The following is a 21,342-nucleotide window of genomic DNA, read 5'->3' on the forward strand; positions in this document are numbered from 1 at the left end:
TCCTTGAGTAGAATGCATTATGCCCAGTTTGTTACTGGGCTTTTTTTTATCCAAAATTCCAGTTTGAATGTCTATTCAGCTGCTATTCTCTAAATCCTTTCTTATCATAAAAGAAAAAAGTGCTCATTTGTTATGGATATTTTTAGTTTCCCATAACGCTTACAGCAATAAATCATAGGGTTATAAATAGGGCGTTATAGTTTCACTATAGAACAATATTCTTAACATTTAATAAACAAATGACTAATTAGTAATCGATAATAATTTGGCAATTTTGTAAAAAATTGAAGTAAATCACGATTAAATTCAATTGATGTAGCAATTAATACTAGCTAATTCTTTAATTTTGGTGCATAAATAACGTATATGGCTTAATTGATTATTGCGTTCTTGGCGGGTTATCTGCCAGTTAATGTTGAATAAATAATCAAATATGCTTTAACTCATTGAATTTATGTTTGAGATCCATAAACAAGTCTACACACAGTTTTGTTTGTTTTGAGGTCAGGGAATGATACTCCTCCTACCAAAAGTGAATCTTTTCAACTTTGAATTCTTGAGATCATAACAATGCGAGAGCGCATAGAGCGTTCCGTGGTTTTTTTGCATATGTACAGGTTGTACTAGAGGTAACTTGTGTCCACAACAAATAACAAAGAGGAAGTTAGTCTTAACGCGTTTAAGCAACCTCGCTCATTCTATCTTATTTTTTCTATCGAGCTCTGGGAACGTTTTGGTTACTACGGTCTTCAAGGGATCCTTCCAATATACCTAAGCCAAGTGCTGGGTATGTCAGAAACAGAATCAATTACACTTTTCTCAGCGTTTGCAGCATTAGTTTATGGCTTTGTTGCAGTTGGCGGTTGGTTAGGGGATAAAGTCCTTGGAACAAAACGTGTCATTGTCCTTGGAACAATCACTCTGATTGCAGGGTATGCATTTGTTGCTTTCTCAGGGCATGATGTATCGATGGTTTATGTTGGTTTAGCAACCATTGCAGTTGGTAATGGTTTATTTAAAGCGAATCCATCATCACTCTTATCGACCTGCTATGAAAAAGATGACCCACGGTTAGACGGCGCATTTACCATGTATTATATGTCCGTTAATATTGGTTCATTCTTCTCAATGATTGCAACGCCATGGTTAGCAAAACATTATGGTTGGGATGTCGCGTTCTCTCTTAGTGTTGTGGGCCTGATTATCACATTGATTAACTTCTATATGTGTAAAAAATGGGTTTCTCAACATGGCTCAAAACCTGACTTTGCTCCTGTTGTTCTTTCAAGATTAGTTGCTACAGTAGCAGGGGTTATTGCATTAATCGCGATTTCTACATGGCTATTGCATAACCTCGGTATCGCTCGTACAGCATTAGCGATTATTTCTTTGGGTATTCTAGTTATCTTTATCAAAGAAACATTAGCACTGAAAGGTACGGCTCGCCGTCGAATGATTGTTGCATTAATTTTAATGCTTGAAGCGATAGTATTCTTCGTTCTTTATAGTCAAATGCCGACATCATTAAACTTTTTTGCATTACATAACGTAGAACATGAAGTTTTTGGTTTTTCTATTGAACCCGCACAATACCAAGCTCTGAATCCATTATGGATCATGATTGGAAGCCCAATTTTAGCCGCGATTTATAATAAAATGGGCGATAACTTACCAATGCCACATAAATTCGCGATTGGTATGTTGTTATGTTCTGCTGCATTCTTAGTTTTGCCATTAGGTGCAAAATTTGCAAATGAAGCGGGGATTGTTTCTGTTGAATGGCTGGTTATTTGTTACGGTTTCCAAAGTATTGGTGAGCTGATGATCTCAGGCCTTGGTCTTGCGATGGTAGCTCAGTTAGTTCCACAGCGTTTAATGGGCTTTATTATGGGCGCATGGTTCTTAACAAACTCAGCGGCCGCATTTATTGCAGGGTACGTTGCTTCAATGGCAGCAGCACCAGAAGGTGAACTTACCAGCAAAGTCGAATCTTTGGCTGTGTACAGTGACGTATTCTTGAAGATTGGTTTAGTGACTGGTGTGATTGCAATTGTGATGGTTTTAACCGCTCCGATGTTAAATCGTATGACTCTTGAGCGTTAATTTTCATCTTAAATCGCAGTAATCAAAAGGGCTAAAAAGCCCTTTTGATATATGTGACATACGGTAATAGACGTATTAATTAAAATAGCGATTATTAATCAGTTTTAGCGAGCGGTCACTACCATTAACCAAAATGGTATTTGAAATACGGCTGTACGCATCTATTGATACACCATCCATCAAGATGGTTGGTGTGATAGCTGTGGCGGCAAATATGACATCAGAAGTACTCACCATCTGGTCTAAAGATAGCACTTCACCAATTTCTAACCCCATTTGTTGACAGCGCAATATTTCTTGTGCCGCGAGTTGTTTGTTTTCTTCGCTATTTCCTTTGGCTTTATCTCGCGAAATTAGTCTTGCTTGCATATCACCGCCTAAAGCACGAGCGATAGCTGCACTGATAATGCCTTCAGGAGCGCCGCCAGTTCCATACATCATATCAATGGGATGTTCAGGAAGGATAGTAAGTAATGAGGCGAGGACATCACCATCAGGGATGGTAATCACATTAGCACCAAAACTACGGATAGTTTTAATAATATGTTGATGGCGAGGTTTATCAAGCACTGCGATTGAAAGATTTGAAATGGGTTTATTAAGTGCAGAAGAAAGGAATTCTAAATTTTTTTCTAGGGGATTTGCCAGATGAACGGCCCCTTTAGCGGCAGCCCCAACAACAAGTTTTTCCATATACATATCAGGTGCTTGAAGTAGTGTTCCTGTTGGAGCCGCGGCAAGTACGGCAATGGCATTTTTTTCATTACACGCTACCATACGTGTTCCATCGATAGGATCTACCGCAATATCTAAGCCAATAGAACCTGATTTTTTGCCAACTTGTTCGCCAATATATAACATGGGAGCGTCGTCGATTTCACCTTCACCAATGACAATTTTACCGTGAAAATCAATTTCATTTAGGCGATTTCTCATCGCTTCTACAGCGGCTTTATCTGCGGCATTTTTATCTTGTTTTCCCACCCAATCGAAGGCAGCCACTGCTGCAACCTCGGTAACGGAAGCGATAGCAGAAGCTAACTCATCACTAATTTTCATTTTTTGTTCATATCCCAGATGTATAAAAGAAAAGTACTTATCACTATGATACGTTTTTTGTGATCTGTCTGGCAAATAATGGGTGATTAAATCATCAGAGAATTTGGTGCCATAATGAAATAGTCGCCTAAATATAGGCAACTATTTATTTGATAATTAAAGCATTTCGACGATAGTGATACCACCGATAATCGAAATTAATGCGGCTAATGTACTTAATAACACGGTTCCTGCTGAGGTTTCAGTATAGGCTTGGTTGCTAATAGCCAATGCGGGAACTGCGGTCGCCGTGGGTAGTACACCAATGATAAACGCGGCTTTAAGTAAATCATCTTGTAAACCTAAGGCGAGTCCAGTGCCTAAAATGAGTGCGGCTTGAACAAAATTTTTAATAAAGACGTTAAATATAATTTCCTTACTAATTGTAAGTTTGATCCCTGAAAGGAGCAGACCAAGAAAGAATAGAGCGACTCCGCCCGCGGTTTTGCCCAATTCGTTTACCGAGTTTTGTAATATTTCAGGTAATTTAACACCTAAAATAGCTAGTATTGCGCCTAGAATAGGGAGAAAAACTAAGGGTTGAGCAATGGCTTTACCAACTGATTTTAAGATACTGTTACCTTGCTGTGATCCGCTGATCATTAATAGAGTAAATGGGATAATAATAACGGTATAAATCAGGTTACCTAATACCATAGCTATCAAGCCTGATGACCCGACAGTTGCAAGTAATACAGGTGGCCCACAGTAGGCCATATCAGGAAAAGACACCGATAATGCTTGCATAGCCGCATCTTTTTTAGTGTGGCGAAAAATAAACTTACCAAAAATAAAACCAATCACATACGTTGCAATTAGTCCTACGGCTAGTGCTAATAAATAGTCAATATTGAGCAATACTGAAGGTGGTGCTTGTGCGGCTGCAAGAAATAATGCAAACGGTAATGCTATTTTAACCACAAAGTCAGCAAAGGCTTGGGAATACTCTCGTTTGATAAACCCATATTTACCCGATAGCCAACCAACGGCTAATCCAAGAACTATGGGCCCTAAAGCGGCAAGTATAATGTGAATTAGCATTAAAAACTCTCCTGATATTTTTCGGTAGGTTTTGCTTTATAAAAGTCAGTGAAATGACAGTTAATATTTTCCCTTGTGGTTACTTTTATTTAAATTAAAAAATATATATTTTTAGCAGTGTTTAATAAAGAAACTAATTAATGTGATTTTAAATAATCATAGTCATTTAAGGATAGTAATTATTAGATTAATATATTGATGTTAAAGGTGTTGTATACATAACATAATAAAAATAATAGTACTAATAAAATTTTATTAGTACTATTATGATCATCAAAAACAGAGCATCAAAAAATATAGGCGCTTAATCAATTGTTTGTTTTTTTTATGAGAAAAATAGTCATTAAACGATGATTAAGGGTTTTCTTAGTTACTAAAATGACTGACGAGAGTATTAATAAATCATCAAAGAAAGGTATTGTTTCTTTTATCAGGAGTATACCTAAAGCAGGATGTAATGAATTATTTTGTAACAGTTTATTACATTCAGTTGGCAAGGGGATCAATGCTATCTACACTAGCAGTAATCACAGCCTTTATTTTCCAGATTCTAAATTGTGAATTTTTTTATGAGGAAACCTATTTGTGGACACTTGGATACTAATAGGACTTGTATTCGTTTTCCTGCTAGTGCTAGCTCCGATACTTGCTATCATTGCCATCAATCGAACAGGTCGGATGCAGTACCAAATTTCGCTGTTAAATCAGAAGGTTTCTTCATTAGAAGCCCAGCTTTTAAACGCTAAATACACGCCAAGTATATCTGTCGATAGTGTGACGTCTTCCCAATCAGGTTTAGATGAAATACAAAATACGCACATAGAGCAAGAGGGGAGCGAATCTCTTTCGGGTGTTGATGCTAAACAAGACAAACAGCAAGAAATTTCCTCAATGAGCCATGTGACTTATCTGCCAGTTGAAAAAGAGCATGATTTATCGGATACAGAAAACTCGCCTCTCATTAGGGAACAAACTACCCATGAAAATTCCCTTAATCATCCTTTAAGTAATGAAAGTATCAATCCGAATAGGTTTGATAACACGCAAGCACAGCGAGTAGACGCAAATCGGTTTAATCAAAATCAACCTGAGACAAAGCAAAATACTGCCAGTGACGATAAATCAATATTCAATCATTTCTTTAGTTGGTTAATGAAAGGAAACCCGGTTGCTAAAATTGGTATCCTACTGTTATTCCTAGGTGTCGCATATTTGCTGAATTACAGTGTGCAAAATGAAATTATTTCACCTCAAATGCGTTTAATCTTCAGCGCAGTAGGGTGCTTAGCTTTATTAGGTACTGGCTGGTGGCTACGGAATAAAAAGGCATTATTTGGGTTGATTTTACAAGGGGGGGCAATTGGTTGCTTGTATATTACTATTTTTGCTGCATTTAAACTGTATACGATGATGCCTTATGGGATGGCATTTGCTTTTATGTTACTTATTTGCGCGGCAAGTATTGCTTTGGCATTATTGCAACGCACAATTAGTTTAGCTGTTCTTGCATCGATAGGTGGGTATTTAGCACCTATATTGCTTTCGACTGGCGGTGGAAGCCATGTTGTTTTATTTTCTTATTATTTGATGTTATCAATTGGTATCTTAGTTATTAGTGTGTTGCAAGCTTGGCGACCTTTAAATTTAGTTGGTATGGTGATGACTTATGGTGTTGCCATTTTATGGGGGTTAGATAATTACCAGTCAGACTATTATTTATCTTGCCAACTTTTTATTATCGCTAATTTAGTGGTATTTAATGCCTTAACACAGCTATTCTCACTACGCTTTGAACACAGTAAGCAATTGGTTGTTGATAATACACTTCTATTTGTCCCTCCTTTTATCAGTATTGCACTTCAATTCTTTATTTCAGAAGGGGAAGGTTTACTGCCAGCCTTTATTTCACTGATAGTAGGTTTGTTATATCTGATTACTGGTTTACAAGTGCATAAACGCTATAAATCCGCTGGCAAGAATATGGCGTTAGCAAATATTATTATCGGTGCTGGGTTTATCACTTTAGCTATTCCATTAGCGCTAACATTTGAGTGGACCTCGATTATTTGGTCATTAGAAGGGTTGTTAATCCTCTGGTTCGGTTTACAGCAAAACCAGAAAAAAATGGCGGCTATCGGCTCGTTATTAATTGTTATTAGCGCAATCACTTTGTTAAGTGATTATCCTTATTTATATTGGAGTCGTAGTAGTACTTATATGGTTCCAGTGCTATTAATAGCCTGTTTTATGGCTGGTGGGCTTTTCCATATTCGTCGTAAAGAAGACAGTAACTTTACTTTATTTAGTTATGGATTCTTAATTATTGGTTTGGTGACTTGGTTGTGCTGGTTACCGTTATTTACTGATATTTTATCATGGAGTCGTGAGTCTGAAGGCTTTATTATTCTAGTCTTGGTTGTTATTTCGGTTTGGTTCTGGCGTTTATATGCTATCTATATTAATTGGGTTCCTTTGCTTCTTTGCCAGTCTATTCTATGGATTGCAGGTTATTATTATCTTGGTTTAGATTTCTTAAACGACCAAAACCCAATGGGGCGTGGTGAAGGTTCTCTCATATGGCCAGTTGTTTTAGGTAGTTCTGTTTTATTTGTTATTCATGCATATAAGCTTCGTGACCGTTGGATGCAAAGAATACTCCATAGCGCCAATTTATGGCTAATTCTTGCGTTCATTGCTACCCAAGTAAATTGGTTCGTCTCCATTTTACCTTGGGGCATGCACGAAATGGGATATTTTATTTATGTCATGGCCATAACGCTAACTGTTATTGTTCTCTATTGGCTACAACAAAATAGAATGCCACCGATGAAACGTAATGGACTGATTTATTGGTATTCGATGACTCCTGTTGCTATCGGGCTAATTATATTATCCGGCTATGCTAATTTAGAAGATGGTAAATTGACATTTTGGAATTATATACCGTTAATCAATCCATTAGATGAAGCTGGGTTATTTAGTATCGCTACGTTAGTTTTAATACGTAAAGGGCTTTCTCAAAAAATACGTAAAGTAACAGCGGTTAACTTTTGGGTTTTACGTAGTTTGTTAGTAGTCACAATTGCACTTTCTGCTTATTGGTTTAACGGTATTTTAATTCGTGCAATAGCAGATTTTGCTGAGCTAAATTGGAGCTATGACACACTTTATGATTCACGCTTAGTGCAAACTGTACTTTCTATCAGTTGGGCACTGGCTGCCTTAGCCTGCATTATTATTGCCTCTATTAAGAAAAATCGAATTTGGTGGTTTATGGGGGCTGGTATTTTTGCTTGTGTTATTGCCAAGTTATTCTTAATTGATATATACGGGCAAGGTGGTATTTCTCGTGCAATTTCTTTTATTGGTGTTGCATTATTAATTTTAATTGTTGGGTATTTTTCGCCATTACCACCAAAAGATACAAAAGGGAAAGTTGAAAAGGAGATACAACCATGAGTTTAATTAAAAATACAGGACTAGTAAGGCTCATTGCAGTCTTCTCATTGTCATTATTGTTCTCAAGTCATTTGAATGCAGAGGCAGTAGAAGAGGTTACTCCTTATAGTTTTTATCAAGGCTCAGAAATAAATGTGCTTGATTCATCGGCTCCTTTTTACTGGTTAGAGCTTCCCGTAAATGCGTATATGAACTCAGCGTACCCCAAAACGTTGCAAGATGTTCGAGTCTTTAATGGTACTGGTAATGAAATACCTTCAGTATTATTTTCTGATACGGAAAAATCCGTTTCAAATGAAAAGATCATTTTTACACCACAGCGTTTGGTCACTCAGGTTGATAGCGTTAACTCCCATGATGATGTGCGTAGAGAAAAGCAACATCTATTAGTAGAATCTATCCCTGGCAAAGTGAATAGAATTGAGTTGCCTAGTATGCAAGTTAAAGACAACGTGGCTTATCAGGCTTATTTATTAACGAAAAATCAAAGTCAAACTAAAGATACGCCAATTAAAAACCTAGTATTAGACTGGGCTAAAAGCGAGAAAGAATGGCAGGCAAAGGTATTTGTTTTTGCCAGTGACGACAAAGAAAATTGGCTAAATATAGCAACAAATCAGCCGATTATGAATTTGAAGTTAAATTCAGAAACTATTGCAAGCAATAATATTGAGTTATTAAATGGCAACTCAAAGGCATTGAATGCACCTTATCTTATGGCTGTAATAGTAAGTGGTCCAGATATTGTTATACCTGACTTATTAAAGGTCAATGCGACCTCTAGCGTGCTTAATTCAACTTATCGTCAAGAACTATTTCATTTTGAGATGACGAATGATGGTGTTTCAAAAGATCATATAATCTATCAATTACCAAGAGCACAGCCACTGAGTGAATTACAAATACAATTGCAACAATCAAACCGCGTGATCCCACTAAAAATAGAGTATTCATCTGATAGAGGTGAAAGCTGGAAATTACTCACTAACATTGTTGCATATAATCAAACAATAGATGGTGATTTAATTAGCAATCCGAGCACAGCGCTCTATGGTGAAATGGTGGGGAAAGTAAGAATTTCAGCCCTCAAAGGGAGTTGGGAAGATCAGCCACCAAGGCTAACGGGAAAACGAGATGCTTATAACCTTATTTTTAATTTGCAAGGTCCCGCTCCGTATTTACTTGTTTGGGGGAATAAACAAGCTAGTTTTGATGAATTGACCACAAGCCAGCTTGTAGGGAAAACAGATAGCGTTGATGAGTTAATGACAAATTATCCTCAGCTATTTCTTGATAATACAATCATTGAGTTGGGTGGTGTAGATAGGCTAACTATAACGGAAGTGGTTGACGGTAGTTTTAACTGGTTGACGATTACCTTATGGGTATTGTTATTTGTTGGAATATTAGTATTAATATATTTCTGCTGGTATTTGTTAAGAGAAGTCAATTCTACAGATAAGGCGAATCATGAAGAATTATAACTAGATATTGGTATTAACCAAATAGGGAATAGTACCCTATTTGGTTTCGATTTACGTCATTGACAGTTCTGACGTCTCTTTACTTAATCATGAGAACACTTACTTATAGCCTGTTTTTTCTGACAGGGATTTGCGCTAAAACAGTCATAACGGAATAGGAGATAATGATGAAAAAAACATTACTAGCTCGTATATTTATTATGATCGTTATTTTGACTGGCTTTTCAATAGCGGCTCAAGCTGCGAATAATACAGTATTAACAGAAATTATAGCGCACAATAAAGTAGCGTATGAGTATGTGTTACAAAATACAGATCAAAATGAAGCAGATATAGAGTTTGAACGGGAAGCGAAAGAACTTGATAGTTCTCAGTTGCGTAATATTGTTAACGATAAACGTTTTACTGGCCGACAATTCAGAATACAGGAAAAGTAAGTCATATCTGAATTTTTTGCTGTAAACATGCGTATATTGAGTAATAAATCTACGACCTACATAAAGGAAATTCTATGCATCAAGGCCAATGTTTGTGTGGTTCTGTAAAAATCACAACAGCAAAAGATATTAGTCATGTCAGTGTATGCCATTGTGGAATGTGTCAAAAATGGAATGGCGGCCCTGGCTTTAGTGTTGATTGTGGTAACGATTTAATGGTAGAGGGGCAAGAGTCTGTGTCAATTTTTGTATCATCTCAATGGGGAGAACGTGCATTTTGTAAGAATTGTGGTTCACACCTTTTTTATCATTTACTCACACCTTCAACATATTATGCATCAGCAGCTTTATTTAAAGAGAGTAAAGATGCGCAAATGAGTATGCAAATTTACATAGATAGTAAGCCCAAATATTATAACTTTGTTGAAAGAACACCCATGTTGACAGAGAAAGATATTATGGAAATGATGTCCCCATCATCGGATTAAACTCTGTGGCTATAGATTTAATAGTAAGTAATAAGGAATGCAGTGGCAGTCGATCAGACTATATTTTTTGATTCTATTCGTTAAATTGACCTCTTATTTGTCATGCGGTCGACTTAAATTTGTTTTACAATTAAGGTAATGACTAGGTTTAGAAGTTGTTCAGAGGAATAACAAATGAATAGTATGAAAGGAATGCGTCATGCGAGTAATATCGCGTGGGTACTACAATGGATATTAAATATTGGCTTGATCTCACTCGCTGCCGTACTTGTATTCTTTTTAGCTAAAGAAACGGTGACAATGGCTTCATTAATGTTTGGTAGCTCAAAAGGGGCGACGGCCTATGAGTTGTTAGAAGGCATTGTCATTTATTTTTTATACTTTGAGTTTATTGCCTTGATAATAAAATATTTTATGTCGGGCTATCATTTCCCGTTAAGGTATTTTATCTATATTGGTATTACTGCGATTATTCGTTTAATTATCGTTGATCATAGTGACCCTATGACAACTTTGTTGCATGCAGGGGCGATTTTGGTACTAGTCGTTGCACTTTATATTGCAAATACTGAAAAATTAAAGCGTGAATAACATACATTAGTGTAATTTACTTGCATACAAAAAAAGTGTAATTATTATTCCTTTTTTTGTATGCGCAGACTCGAAGTCAAATACTTAAGTGATATACCCTGCATTTAAATCTATAAGTTAATAAAATTTAAGATATGTAATTTTTGGTAATTAAAATTAATATAAATAATTCTAATATTTTATTTTGTAACTGGTTTATCCTGTAAAAACTAATCACAAAAATATTTTACTTTTATATATAGGTTATTTACTGTTATAAAGTTTCTATTCTAATAACATAAGTAGCTTGTAAATATGACAACAAAAACACTTCCCAAGAAAAAAGGGTTCTTAAACCGTGTCGAGCGCATCGGTAATGTTATGCCTGATGTGACTATGCTGTTTGTGTACGCCCTGATTATATGTTGGTTTTTATCTTATCTGCTTTCTTTCGTAGATTTTAGTTATTACCATCCTATTTCAAAAGAAAAAATTGCTATAGTTAATATGTTTCAGTATGAGGAAATCATATTATTTATCACTGCGGCAGTTAAAAACTTCATTAATTTCCCTCCTCTTGGTATCACGATAGTGGCAACATTAGGTATTGGTATTGCTGAAAGCAGTGGTTTCATTAATACCGCATTGAAAAAAATGTTGTCGTTTATTTCACCAAAAATGTTAACGCCTACAGTGGTGTTTGTGGGGATTGTTTCTCATATTGCTTCAGATTCTGCCTATGTCATTTTAATGCCAGTTGCAGCAATGATGTTTTATGCGAGTGGTCGTCATCCATTAGCTGGGATTGCTGCTGCATTTGCAGGCTTAGCGGGGGGATTTACTGCAAGCTATACGCCATCAATTATTGACCCAATAATGCAAAGTTTTACGCAAGATGCTGCACAAATGCTAGCGCCGGGTTATAGCGTAAATGTTTTATGTAACTATTTCTTTAGTTTGGGTGGTACATTCGGGGTTATTTTTACCTGTTGGTTTATCACTGAGAAGATTGTTGAACCATGGCTAAATAAAAACTGCCCAATCAGTTCAAACGAAGTTGATACTGATTCTGAAAAAAATTTAGGTAAAATTACTGCTGCTGAGAATCGTGCTTTTCGTATTTCAGGTTTAGTACTAATTGCTTTAGGTATCGGATTATTTGCACTATTATGGCCAGAGAACTCTCCATTACGTGGGCCGGATGGTAGCTTAACTAGCCCTAAAGCACCTATCATGCAAATTGTTGTGCCTTTATTATTTATTTTCTTTGCTTTGCCAGGCATTGTTTATGGTTATATGACGAAATCTTTTACATCAACAAAAGATGTTGTCAAGGCAATGGAAAATATTACTAAGTCACTTATCCCATTTATTGTTTTTGCTTTTTTTGCTGCCCAATTTTTATATTCATTCCAACATTCTAATTTAGGCACATTATTAGCGCTTTCAGGGGCAGAGTTATTACGTACACTTGATATGCCATCTGGAATGACCGTTTTTGGCGTTATTCTATTAACGGCTATCTTAAATATTATGATTACTTCTGCGACATCAAAATGGGCAATTATGGCGCCAGTATTAGTGCCTATGCTAATGGCAGTCGGAATTTCACCTGAATTAACACAAGCGGCATTTCGTGTCAGCGACTCTGCAATGAATGTGAGCACACCGATGTTTCCGTTTTATCCATTAATCCTGATGTATTGCCAGAAATACTATAAAAATGCAGGAATAGGAACATTGTGCTCAATGATGATCCCATTCACCGTTGGGCTATTAATTATTTTAACTTCAACATTATATTTATTCTGGGCTTTTGATATCCCAATTGGTTTCGACAGCGGTTACACCTGGCATCCTGCACCATAAGTAGGGCCAATACCCTATCTATTAAATAGGTAGGGTAAATATAGTTAATGCAAGGAATATAAAATGAACGAATTAGGTAAGCAATTAGAGCAGCGTTTTTACCGCTATCTCGCTATTGAAAGCCAAAGTGACGCAGCAAGCACGGTTGTTCCAAGCACAGAAGGGCAACGTGAGCTGGCAAAATTATTAGCGCAAGAGCTTGAAAGTTATGGCTTGAAAGATGTTTATATCGATGACCGTGCCATCTTATATGCAATGCGCCCAGGCAATAAGCCTTCAGCGCCAAAAATAGGTTTTGTGACTCATTTAGATACTGTTGATGTTGGGTTATCTCCCATCGTTAAGCCTCAAACCTTAAGATATGAAGGCAAAGATTTATGTTTAAATGAAAAAGAAAATATTTGGTTTAAATCAGATGAGCACCCTGAAGCTGCACCTTATATCGGTGAAGAGATTATTTTTAGTGATGGAACTAGCGTACTTGGCGCAGATAATAAAGCCGCTGTAACGGTTGTCATGGAATTAATGAATAAGCTGCAATATGCCGATTTTGATTGTGGGGATATCTACGTTGCGTTTGTACCCGACGAAGAAATTGGCCTACGCGGTTCTAAAATTATGGATTTATCTCGTTTTAACGTTGATTTTGCTTATACCATTGACTGTTGTGCTCTTGGTGAGGTTGTGTACGAAACGTTTAATGCTGCTTCTATTGAAGTTTCAATTAAAGGTATTACCGCACATCCTATGTCAGCTAAGAATGTATTGTTGAATCCTATTCGTGTGGCTCATGATTTTATTGGTTGCTTTGATCGTTTTGATACCCCAGAACATACAGAGCATCGCGAAGGCTACTTTTATGTGACAGATTTAATAGCAAATCCTGATAATGCTAAAATTAAAATGGCGATCCGTGATTTTGACCGTCATAGTTTTTCAGCTCGAAAAAACTTTATAAAACAAGCGATTGAGTTAATAAAGGCGCGTCATCCGCGTGCAAAAATTGAGTGCAACATTGTAGATGTGTATAGCAATATTAGCGACTCATTAGGAGATGACCGTACAGCGATTGATTTAATTTTTGATGCATTGAAAATTCAAGAGGTTGAACCTAAGGTGATCCCAATGCGCGGTGGTACGGATGGCTCTGCTTTATCAGCAAGAGGTATCTTAACCCCAAATTATTTTACTGGTGCACTTAATTTCCACTCATGTTTTGAGTTTTTACCAATCAGCTCTTTTGAGAAAAGCTACTTAGTATCAGAAACCATTTGTCGTTTAGTTGGAAAAAAATAACATATCATTTTATTCTTAATATAAAGGCCACTCAATAAGGTGGCCTTTAATTATTAATACCCATAATTCATTCATGTAAATTATAATTTAGTTATTTTTAATAAAACAAAAATAAATAAAAAAGTGTATATGACTTTTTTATTTATTCATTTATTATTTTTCACTATTAGGTTTAAAATCCAATAGGGGTATTAATTGATTAATATTATAATAATTGACGACAGTAATATTGCAATTCGTGGTTTTGAGGCTATTTTTTCACGTCAAATACGTTATAAAATTGTTGCTTCTTTTTCATCACTAGAACACGTGATTACATGGAATAGATGCCAAAAAGCAAATATGATTTTAATCAGTAGTGATAGTTTTCGTTATGACTCACTAAAAACAATCCAGACATTACGTCGAACTCAACCAGATGTTGGGATCATTATTTACAATGTAAGAAATAACCCTGCATTTTTTTTAAAAGCATTAGATATTGGCATTTTCGGTTTATTGAGTATCAATGTGACAGAAGAAGACATTATTGAAGCTATACAAATTGTAAGTGTTAAACGGAAAATTATATCGCCGGATATTGCCCAAGACCTTGCTCTACAGCGGTTAGTTTATAATAATCAACAAGATTTATATGATTTATTATCGGGGCGTGAGTTAGAAATCATGTTAATGATCACTCAGGGAATGCCTATAAAACGGGTAGCGGAGTCCCTTTCCTTAAGCCCTAAAACAGTAAATACCTATCGATATCGAATGTTTAGTAAACTTAATATCTGTAGTGATGTAGAATTAACTCATATAGCTATCAGTTATGGTTTAATCACAGCAAAACAGGGTTTACTCGAGTGTCAGAACAGTTCGAACCGAAAGCTTTCTTAAAAACAGTTACTAATCAACCTGGTGTATACCGTATGTATGACGCTGGGGAAACGGTTATATATGTAGGAAAGGCAAAGGATCTTAAGAAACGCTTAGCAAGTTATTTTCGTGAAAATGTGGGTAGCCGCAAAACAGAGCAGTTGGTAAAGCAAATCGCCTCTATTGATGTGACGGTGACTCATACTGAAACAGAAGCGCTATTACTTGAGCACAACTATATTAAGTTGTACCAGCCACGTTATAACGTATTGTTACGTGACGATAAATCTTATCCTTACCTATTTTTAAGCAGTGAAACTCATCCTCGAATTTCGATGCACCGGGGGGCGAAACATGCCAAAGGCGAGTACTTCGGCCCTTTCCCGAGTTCTTATGCGGTAAGGGAAACATTAGCGTTAATGCAGAAGTTATTTCCGATACGTCAATGTGAAGATAGCATGTATCGAAATCGCTCAAGGCCTTGTTTACAATATCAAATTGGTCGTTGCTTAGGTCCCTGTGTTAAAGGATTGGTTTCCGATGAAGACTATAATCAACAAGTGGAATATGTACGTTTATTTTTAACGGGTAAAGATAAACAAGTTTTGGCTGGTTTAGTTGACCGTATGGAAAAGGCAAGTTTAGAACTACGCTTTGAAGATGCAGCGCGTTTTAGAGATCAAATCCAAGCGGTAAGAGCTGTCACGGAAGAGCAATATGTATCTGGTGATAGCGATGACCTAGATGTTATTGGTGTTTCTTTTGAATCTGGTCTTGCTTGCGTGCATGTACTTTTTATTCGTCAAGGCAAAGTCCTTGGTAGTCGCAGTTATTTCCCTAAAATTCCAGCAGATACACAGCTTGAGGAAGTGGTTCAAACCTTCTTAGGTCAGTTTTATTTGCAAGGAAGTGAAAATAGAACTCTACCTGGCGAAATATTATTAGATTTTGCATTAACAGAAAAAGAATTATTAGCTGAGTCTCTTTCTGAGATCGCGGGACGTAAAATTCATATTCAAAGTCAGCCACGTGGTGTGAGGGCTCGTTACTTAAAATTAGCGAGAACGAATGCATCAATTGCGCTTTCAACAAAATTAGCGCAACACTCGACGGTGCAACAACGTATGGAAGCACTAGCAAAAGTGGTTAATTTAGAAAACATTAATCGTATGGAGTGTTTTGATATTTCACATACGATGGGGGAGCAAACAGTCGCCTCTTGTGTTGTGTTTGATAAATCGGGCCCGGTGAAATCAGAGTATCGGCGCTATAATATTACAGGGATCACCCCTGGAGACGATTACGCGGCTATGCATCAAGTTTTAACACGGCGTTATGGTAAACACATTGATGAAAGCAAAGTTCCTGACATTATCTTTATTGATGGGGGTAAAGGCCAATTAGGGCAGGCAAGGGATGTGTTTAATTCACTAGAGGTTGATTGGGATAAAAAACACCCATTGCTGATTGGCGTTGCAAAGGGTAGCGACCGTAAAGCGGGGCTTGAAACCTTATTTTTAAAACCAGAAGGCGAAGGTTTTTCATTACCACCTGATTCCCCAGCTTTGCATGTAATCCAACACATTCGAGATGAATCACATAATCATGCGATTACGGGGCATCGACAACGACGAGCAAAAGTCAAAAGTACGAGTGCATTAGAGTCAATTGAGGGGGTTGGCCCGAAACGTCGGCAGATGTTGCTAAAATATATGGGCGGGTTACAACCTTTACGTAATGCAAGTATAGAAGAAATCGCAAAAGTGCCCTCGATCTCATACGCCCTTGCAGAAAAGATTTATAATGCATTGAAACAGTGAGTGTCTTAGGGCAACATATTCATAATATCCAACTTGGTCAAAAAGTTAGTGAGCGTGATGAAATTAAACATACCAACGTGGTTGACATTATTTCGCGTCATCCTAATACCGTTTTTTGTATTAGCCTTTTATCTCCCTGTTACTTGGGGGCCGTTTGCATGCGCGCTTATTTTTGTTATCGCAGCGGTAACTGATTGGTTTGATGGCTTTTTAGCAAGACTGTGGAAGCAGACTACAAAGTTTGGTGCTTTTTTAGATCCTGTTGCTGATAAAGTTATGGTTGCTACAGCGTTAGTGTTAGTCACTGAAAGTTACGATGTTTGGTATGTGACTTTGCCAGCAGCAACCATGATTGCACGTGAAATTATCATTTCTTCTTTACGTGAATGGATGGCAGAGATAGGAAAACGTAGTAGTGTGTCTGTTTCTTGGATTGGTAAATTTAAAACCACTGCTCAGATGATGTCACTGGTCGGTTTATTGTGGCGTCCAACGCCATTGATTGAAAACCTTTCAATCGCACTAATGTATGTTGCAGCTATCTTAACATTCTGGTCAATGTTCCAATATTTAAAGGCTGCATGGGGTGATTTGAGCGAAGCGTGATCGAAATGATTGAAAAAACAGCGAACGATCCAATTATTTCAATAATTGTATTGACTCGATAGGTGAAATCAGTAGAATGCAACGCATCGAACGGCAACATGGTTTACGAAAATAAATAAGTAAATCAGCCAGTTTGAAAAGCATAAGCTGAAAAGTGAAGCTTTACGCGGGAATAGCTCAGTTGGTAGAGCACGACCTTGCCAAGGTCGGGGTCGCGAGTTCGAGTCTCGTTTCCCGCTCCAAATTTCGAAAGAAATTCGGATAAGGCGCGTTAGCAAAGCGGTTATGCACCGGATTGCAAATCCGTGTAGCTCGGTTCGACTCCGGGACGCGCCTCCAAAATTTAGCCCAGGTGGTGAAATCGGTAGACACAAGGGATTTAAAATCCCTCGGCCTTTAGGCTGTGCGGGTTCAAGTCCCGCCCTGGGCACCATCTTAAAGTAATTAAACGCTATTAAGTGTTTTATTTTAAGTTAGCTAATCACGATGTGTTTTATTAAATGCATGGGTTAGTCGGGTAGATTAATAATTTATCCAAGTTTTTGAGAAAGACAATTTAGCCCAGGTGGTGAAATCGGTAGACACAAGGGATTTAAAATCCCTCGGCCTTTAGGCTGTGCGGGTTCAAGTCCCGCCCTGGGCACCATCTCAATTTTAATCAGAAATGATTAAAATTAGCAATTAACCACCTTTAGGTGGTTTTTTTGTATCTAACTCCCTTCAAATATTTAGTATCTGCTGAACTGATGTCGTTTAATTAGGTGTATTTATTCTTTATATTCAATGTGTTTCTTTTGAAATAGCATAAGTATTTTTGATTGTGTCAACTAACGCGAAATTCGTGTAAAAAACCGTAAGTCAGACCGTTCTGTTAGTGTTTTGTGTCACTATTCTGATTCTTAAAGAGGATCAGGCTATGTCTAACATGAAAACTGAAGTTGTAGTTGTACGATTAACTAAACATGAACGAGCGTTATTAGATACAGTAAAAACAAAACCGTTATTAGCAGATTGGTTGAAAGAAATTGCTATGGCAGAGGCTAAACAACAGGAGAACAAAGAAGAGTAAGGCAGCTTTAACGGTACAGAAATCAATCGAGTCATTTAATATGATGATAGAAAAGTTAATTTTTGATTAATTATTCATTTTTGATAGTATCAAATTAGATGACTTAATTGGAATTTGAGAAGTGATGATAAAAGGAATTTTGTTTACGTTAATACTCGTACTCGCTTCTGGCTGCACAACGAAAAAGCTAGATGCCCCTTATGGGTTTAAGTGGGGGCAAACCCCTGAAGATATAAAAAAATTACAGTTAAAAGGATTGCAATGTACTGAGTTTCAAGAAGGAGGTGCGTTATGTTCATCAGCAAACTCTCCTCAAATAGCAAATAAACTGTTTTTATTGATGTTTTCTCGGGAAAAAAATACTCTAATGCTCGTTTCCTCCCAAGGAAAAGATAGCCGTGACCAATCAGTCATTTTGGCTGAGTATGATGCGATTAACCAGAAAATGTTTGAAGTATATGGTTTGCCAAAGCAAACAATTGAACGCTATAAACGAAATGTTTATTTCTTAGATAAAATATCTGATGACGAAACAACACCATTTAAGCGGGTTTATGAGAAAGATGGCATGCAGATTATGGTCGGTATTGTTAGTAATGCCCATTTTCGCAAAATTCACAATAAAAAAGATATTGTTTACTCAGTGATGGTTATACATAATTTAATACCCCCTAAGCCGCAATAAGCCGCAATAAGCCGCAATAAGCCGCAATAAGCCGCAATAAGCGGCTAGTAAATTATTTAGTACAGGTTATGGTTGTTTATTGTTTCTCTTGGTAATGGTTTTAGGCATATTTTTTATCTCTGGGTGAGTTCTTTAATATCTTGCAGTATTTCCCAAATGCGTCATAGGATTGCTCTGGAAACATGATGATACGTTCCTTAATCTCAACAGCTGATATTTAAAAAATTATATTTCAATGTCTTATATTTGCTGGGGTGATGAGTGCTATAATGACAGTCGCCTTGGCGTCACAAAAATATATGGTCATTATTCTAGAGAGAAAGCAACTAACCTTGAGCGAGAGTTAGATTTATTACGCCGTGTTATTGAAACTCTCAATGATTTAAAATAGGTAATTAGTGGGAAAGTAACCAATAAACTGGTCTGTTCACCCTATTTATTTTCACTCTGTCTTAAGTAAATGGATAATATCAGGTATATTAGACCCTGATTGTTAGCTACCAAGAAAAAATTACTATGATTATCAAACCTAAAATTCGTGGTTTTATCTGCACTACAGCTCATCCAGCAGGCTGTGAAGCCAATGTTCGTGAGCAAATTGCCTACGTGAAATCACGTGGCGAGCTGAAAAATGGCCCTAAGAAAGTTTTAGTTATTGGTGCATCCACCGGTTACGGTCTGGCCTCTCGTATCAACGCCGCATTTGGCAGCGGAGCCGCTACCATTGGTGTATTTTTTGAAAAACCAGGCAGTGAAAGTAAAACTGGTTCTGCGGGCTGGTACAATTCCGCAGGTTTTGACAAAGCAGCGAAAGAAGAAGGCCTGTATGCAAAAAGCATTAATGGTGATGCTTTTTCTGATGAATGCCGTCAAACCGTTATTGATTTGATTAAACAAGACTTAGGCCAAATTGATTTAGTGGTTTATTCATTGGCATCACCAGTGCGTAAAATGCCTGAAACAGGTGAAATTGTACGTTCAGCCTTGAAACCTATTGGTGAACCGTACAAATCTGTTGCGCTGGATACCAACAAAGATGTGTTGATTGAAGCTGTTGTTGAACCCGCCAATGAACAGGAAATCGCAGATACAGTGAAAGTCATGGGTGGCCAAGACTGGGAGCTGTGGATGAATGCGTTAGATGAAGCGGGTGTTTTAGCCGATAACGCACAATCTGTAGCTTATTCTTATATTGGTACGGATTTAACATGGCCAATTTATTGGCATGGTACATTGGGTAAAGCAAAAGAAGATTTGGACCGTGCGGCTCATGCAATCAATCAAAAATTGCAAGCTAAGGGTGGGGCAGCGTATGTCGCTGTATTAAAATCTGTTGTAACACAGGCTTCCTCTGCAATTCCTGTCATGCCGTTATATATCTCTATTGTCTTTAAGATTATGAAAGAAAAAGGGATCCATGAAGGCTGTATTGAACAAATTCAACGCTTATTTGCCACTAAGTTATTCAATGACGCAGTGCCAGAGACCGATGAAAAACATCGTCTACGTTTAGATGATTGGGAATTGCGTGATGACGTACAAAACACATGCCGTGAAATTTGGCAGCAGCTTAATGATAACAACATCAATGAATTAACGGATTACCAAGGCTATAAAGCTGAATTTCTCCGTCTGTTTGGCTTTGGCCTAAATGGTGTTGATTATGATGCTGATCTCAGCGGTGAAGTGAATTTTGAAGTGAAAGAGCTAATTTAGTTATATTCGTCTTCATTTTCAACTTATTAGAAACCCGCTACTTGCGGGTTTCTATTTTTAGCTATCTTTGTAAATCATACGCATCTGTTTTATCTTGTTCGTTGAATTATTGCAATACGGTAATTTCACCATCGCGGATGAGAGCTTTAGAAATAACCGTTCCATTTTCATCAAATTCGGTCACTATTCCAACGAGTTTTTCATTTTTAAATGTGCCCGTAATATTGGGTTTATTACTAGGTGTGTCGTGATAAATTATAAATGGCCCTGATAATTTACCTTGCAGTGTGTTGACTTCGATATCGTTACGGCCACTCTCATGGTAAGTGCGGACAGTTCCATGTACCTTGCAGTCTTTGAGTTCAATATGGGATTCAGGCTTGCCATTTTCATAGTAGGTTTTGATATATTTATCAAAACATCCTTTAGATACCCATGTTTTAAATTTTGGCTGACCATTATCGTACTCAACTTCAAATGCTCCTTCAGAAATACCTTTAGGTGCCTCTGTGGAAGGAAAGTCTATTCTTTTTAATTCACTTAAATCTCCAAATTTTGAATCTGAGTTTGAATTAGAATTTGGAGATCCTCCAAGTTGGCACCCAGAAACTAATAAAACTAAAGAAAATAATGCAACAGATTTAATTGGTTTTAGTTTGAACATGTAGCCTCTATTATTGCTGTGAAAAAATAATGGATTCAATTGCATATAAAACTATAGCCTTTTTATGACCACATAG

The 21,342-nt window shown here is 37.0% G+C and carries 17 protein-coding genes and 4 tRNA genes; 18 read left to right on the forward strand and 3 right to left on the reverse strand.

Annotated elements, in window-relative coordinates:
- Positions 1–636: 636 nt before the first annotated feature.
- Positions 637–2,103, forward strand: coding sequence for a dipeptide/tripeptide permease DtpA (dtpA, locus tag PSE83_RS00900; protein WP_004263350.1), 1,467 nt, complete (start codon positions 637–639; stop codon positions 2,101–2,103).
- A 75-nt stretch (positions 2,104–2,178) separates the two neighbouring features.
- On the opposite strand, the gene glpX is transcribed toward dtpA, so the two are convergent.
- Positions 2,179–3,156, reverse strand: coding sequence for a class II fructose-bisphosphatase (glpX, locus tag PSE83_RS00905; RefSeq protein ID WP_405030019.1), 978 nt, complete (start codon positions 3,154–3,156; stop codon positions 2,179–2,181).
- 162 nt (positions 3,157–3,318) lie between these two features.
- A complete protein-coding gene (locus PSE83_RS00910; RefSeq protein WP_004263353.1) occupies positions 3,319–4,242 on the reverse strand; it encodes an AEC family transporter in 924 nt (307 codons plus the stop codon).
- A gap of 585 nt (positions 4,243–4,827) precedes the next feature.
- Between PSE83_RS00910 and PSE83_RS00915 the strand changes: the two genes are divergently transcribed.
- The 17 genes from PSE83_RS00915 to fabV all read left to right on the forward strand — a co-directional run bounded on the left by PSE83_RS00915 (position 4,828) and on the right by fabV (position 20,602).
- Entirely contained in the window at positions 4,828–7,701 is a 2,874-nt protein-coding gene (locus PSE83_RS00915) for a DUF2339 domain-containing protein (protein WP_004263360.1), read from the forward strand.
- The gene (locus tag PSE83_RS00920) at positions 7,698–9,185 is read left to right on the forward strand and encodes a DUF3999 family protein (protein ID WP_272660596.1); all 1,488 of its coding nucleotides are present in this window, start codon (positions 7,698–7,700) and stop codon (positions 9,183–9,185) included. Before PSE83_RS00915 ends, PSE83_RS00920 begins: the two co-directional genes overlap by 4 nt.
- Before the next feature lie 167 nt (positions 9,186–9,352).
- Positions 9,353–9,622, forward strand: coding sequence for a hypothetical protein (locus tag PSE83_RS00925; protein ID WP_172767290.1), 270 nt, complete (start codon positions 9,353–9,355; stop codon positions 9,620–9,622).
- 74 nt (positions 9,623–9,696) lie between these two features.
- A complete protein-coding gene (locus PSE83_RS00930) occupies positions 9,697–10,110 on the forward strand; it encodes a GFA family protein (protein ID WP_262960444.1) in 414 nt (137 codons plus the stop codon).
- Positions 10,111–10,293: 183 nt separating this feature from the next.
- Positions 10,294–10,701, forward strand: a complete 408-nt coding sequence (psiE, locus tag PSE83_RS00935) for a phosphate-starvation-inducible protein PsiE (RefSeq protein ID WP_172412229.1) — start codon at positions 10,294–10,296, stop codon at positions 10,699–10,701.
- 294 nt (positions 10,702–10,995) lie between these two features.
- A complete protein-coding gene (locus PSE83_RS00940) occupies positions 10,996–12,549 on the forward strand; it encodes an AbgT family transporter (RefSeq protein WP_262960443.1) in 1,554 nt (517 codons plus the stop codon).
- A 63-nt stretch (positions 12,550–12,612) separates the two neighbouring features.
- The gene (gene pepT / locus PSE83_RS00945; protein ID WP_272660597.1) at positions 12,613–13,845 is read left to right on the forward strand and encodes a peptidase T; all 1,233 of its coding nucleotides are present in this window, start codon (positions 12,613–12,615) and stop codon (positions 13,843–13,845) included.
- 195 nt (positions 13,846–14,040) lie between these two features.
- Positions 14,041–14,727: a LuxR C-terminal-related transcriptional regulator gene (locus PSE83_RS00950; protein WP_262960441.1), complete on the forward strand. Its 687-nt coding sequence runs from the start codon at positions 14,041–14,043 to the stop codon at positions 14,725–14,727.
- A complete protein-coding gene (uvrC, locus tag PSE83_RS00955) occupies positions 14,694–16,526 on the forward strand; it encodes an excinuclease ABC subunit UvrC (protein ID WP_004263390.1) in 1,833 nt (610 codons plus the stop codon). The genes PSE83_RS00950 and uvrC overlap by 34 nt, the downstream gene beginning before the upstream one ends.
- Before the next feature lie 57 nt (positions 16,527–16,583).
- Entirely contained in the window at positions 16,584–17,132 is a 549-nt protein-coding gene (gene pgsA, locus PSE83_RS00960; protein ID WP_272660598.1) for a CDP-diacylglycerol--glycerol-3-phosphate 3-phosphatidyltransferase, read from the forward strand.
- Positions 17,133–17,298: 166 nt separating this feature from the next.
- Positions 17,299–17,374, forward strand: a tRNA-Gly gene (locus tag PSE83_RS00965).
- A 23-nt stretch (positions 17,375–17,397) separates the two neighbouring features.
- Positions 17,398–17,471 (forward strand) — tRNA-Cys (locus PSE83_RS00970).
- 7 nt (positions 17,472–17,478) lie between these two features.
- Positions 17,479–17,565, forward strand: a tRNA-Leu gene (locus PSE83_RS00975).
- 126 nt (positions 17,566–17,691) lie between these two features.
- Positions 17,692–17,778: transfer RNA gene (locus tag PSE83_RS00980), tRNA-Leu, on the forward strand.
- A gap of 270 nt (positions 17,779–18,048) precedes the next feature.
- On the forward strand, positions 18,049–18,201 hold the full coding sequence (locus tag PSE83_RS00985; protein ID WP_036958643.1) for a hypothetical protein: 153 nt from the start codon (positions 18,049–18,051) through the stop codon (positions 18,199–18,201).
- A 121-nt stretch (positions 18,202–18,322) separates the two neighbouring features.
- Positions 18,323–18,886 (forward strand): hypothetical protein, encoded by a 564-nt coding sequence (locus PSE83_RS00990; RefSeq protein ID WP_141395902.1) that lies wholly within the window; start codon positions 18,323–18,325, stop codon positions 18,884–18,886.
- Positions 18,887–19,402: 516 nt separating this feature from the next.
- Positions 19,403–20,602 (forward strand): enoyl-ACP reductase FabV, encoded by a 1,200-nt coding sequence (gene fabV, locus PSE83_RS00995; RefSeq protein WP_004263421.1) that lies wholly within the window; start codon positions 19,403–19,405, stop codon positions 20,600–20,602.
- A gap of 106 nt (positions 20,603–20,708) precedes the next feature.
- On the opposite strand, the gene PSE83_RS01000 is transcribed toward fabV, so the two are convergent.
- Positions 20,709–21,266 carry a toxin-antitoxin system YwqK family antitoxin gene (locus PSE83_RS01000; protein WP_004263425.1) on the reverse strand — a complete coding sequence of 186 codons (558 nt, stop codon included), beginning with the start codon at positions 21,264–21,266 and terminating at the stop codon, positions 20,709–20,711.
- Positions 21,267–21,342 lie beyond the last annotated feature (76 nt).

It is taken from the genome of Providencia sp. PROV150 (assembly GCF_028481025.1).
Classification (GTDB): Bacteria; Pseudomonadota; Gammaproteobacteria; order Enterobacterales; family Enterobacteriaceae; genus Providencia; species Providencia hangzhouensis.

Coding starts and splice junctions, on each gene's coding strand:
- PSE83_RS00910 (WP_004263353.1), bottom strand. CDS start 4,242: ATGCTAATTCACATTATACTTGCCGCTTTAGGGCCCATAGTTCTTGGA.
- PSE83_RS00920 (WP_272660596.1), top strand. CDS start 7,698: ATGAGTTTAATTAAAAATACAGGACTAGTAAGGCTCATTGCAGTCTTC.
- PSE83_RS00925 (WP_172767290.1), top strand. CDS start 9,353: ATGAAAAAAACATTACTAGCTCGTATATTTATTATGATCGTTATTTTG.
- PSE83_RS00930 (WP_262960444.1), top strand. CDS start 9,697: ATGCATCAAGGCCAATGTTTGTGTGGTTCTGTAAAAATCACAACAGCA.
- psiE (WP_172412229.1), top strand. CDS start 10,294: ATGAAAGGAATGCGTCATGCGAGTAATATCGCGTGGGTACTACAATGG.
- PSE83_RS00940 (WP_262960443.1), top strand. CDS start 10,996: ATGACAACAAAAACACTTCCCAAGAAAAAAGGGTTCTTAAACCGTGTC.
- pepT (WP_272660597.1), top strand. CDS start 12,613: ATGAACGAATTAGGTAAGCAATTAGAGCAGCGTTTTTACCGCTATCTC.
- pgsA (WP_272660598.1), top strand. CDS start 16,584: ATGAAATTAAACATACCAACGTGGTTGACATTATTTCGCGTCATCCTA.
- PSE83_RS00985 (WP_036958643.1), top strand. CDS start 18,049: ATGTCTAACATGAAAACTGAAGTTGTAGTTGTACGATTAACTAAACAT.
- fabV (WP_004263421.1), top strand. CDS start 19,403: ATGATTATCAAACCTAAAATTCGTGGTTTTATCTGCACTACAGCTCAT.
- PSE83_RS01000 (WP_004263425.1), bottom strand. CDS start 21,266: ATGTTCAAACTAAAACCAATTAAATCTGTTGCATTATTTTCTTTAGTT.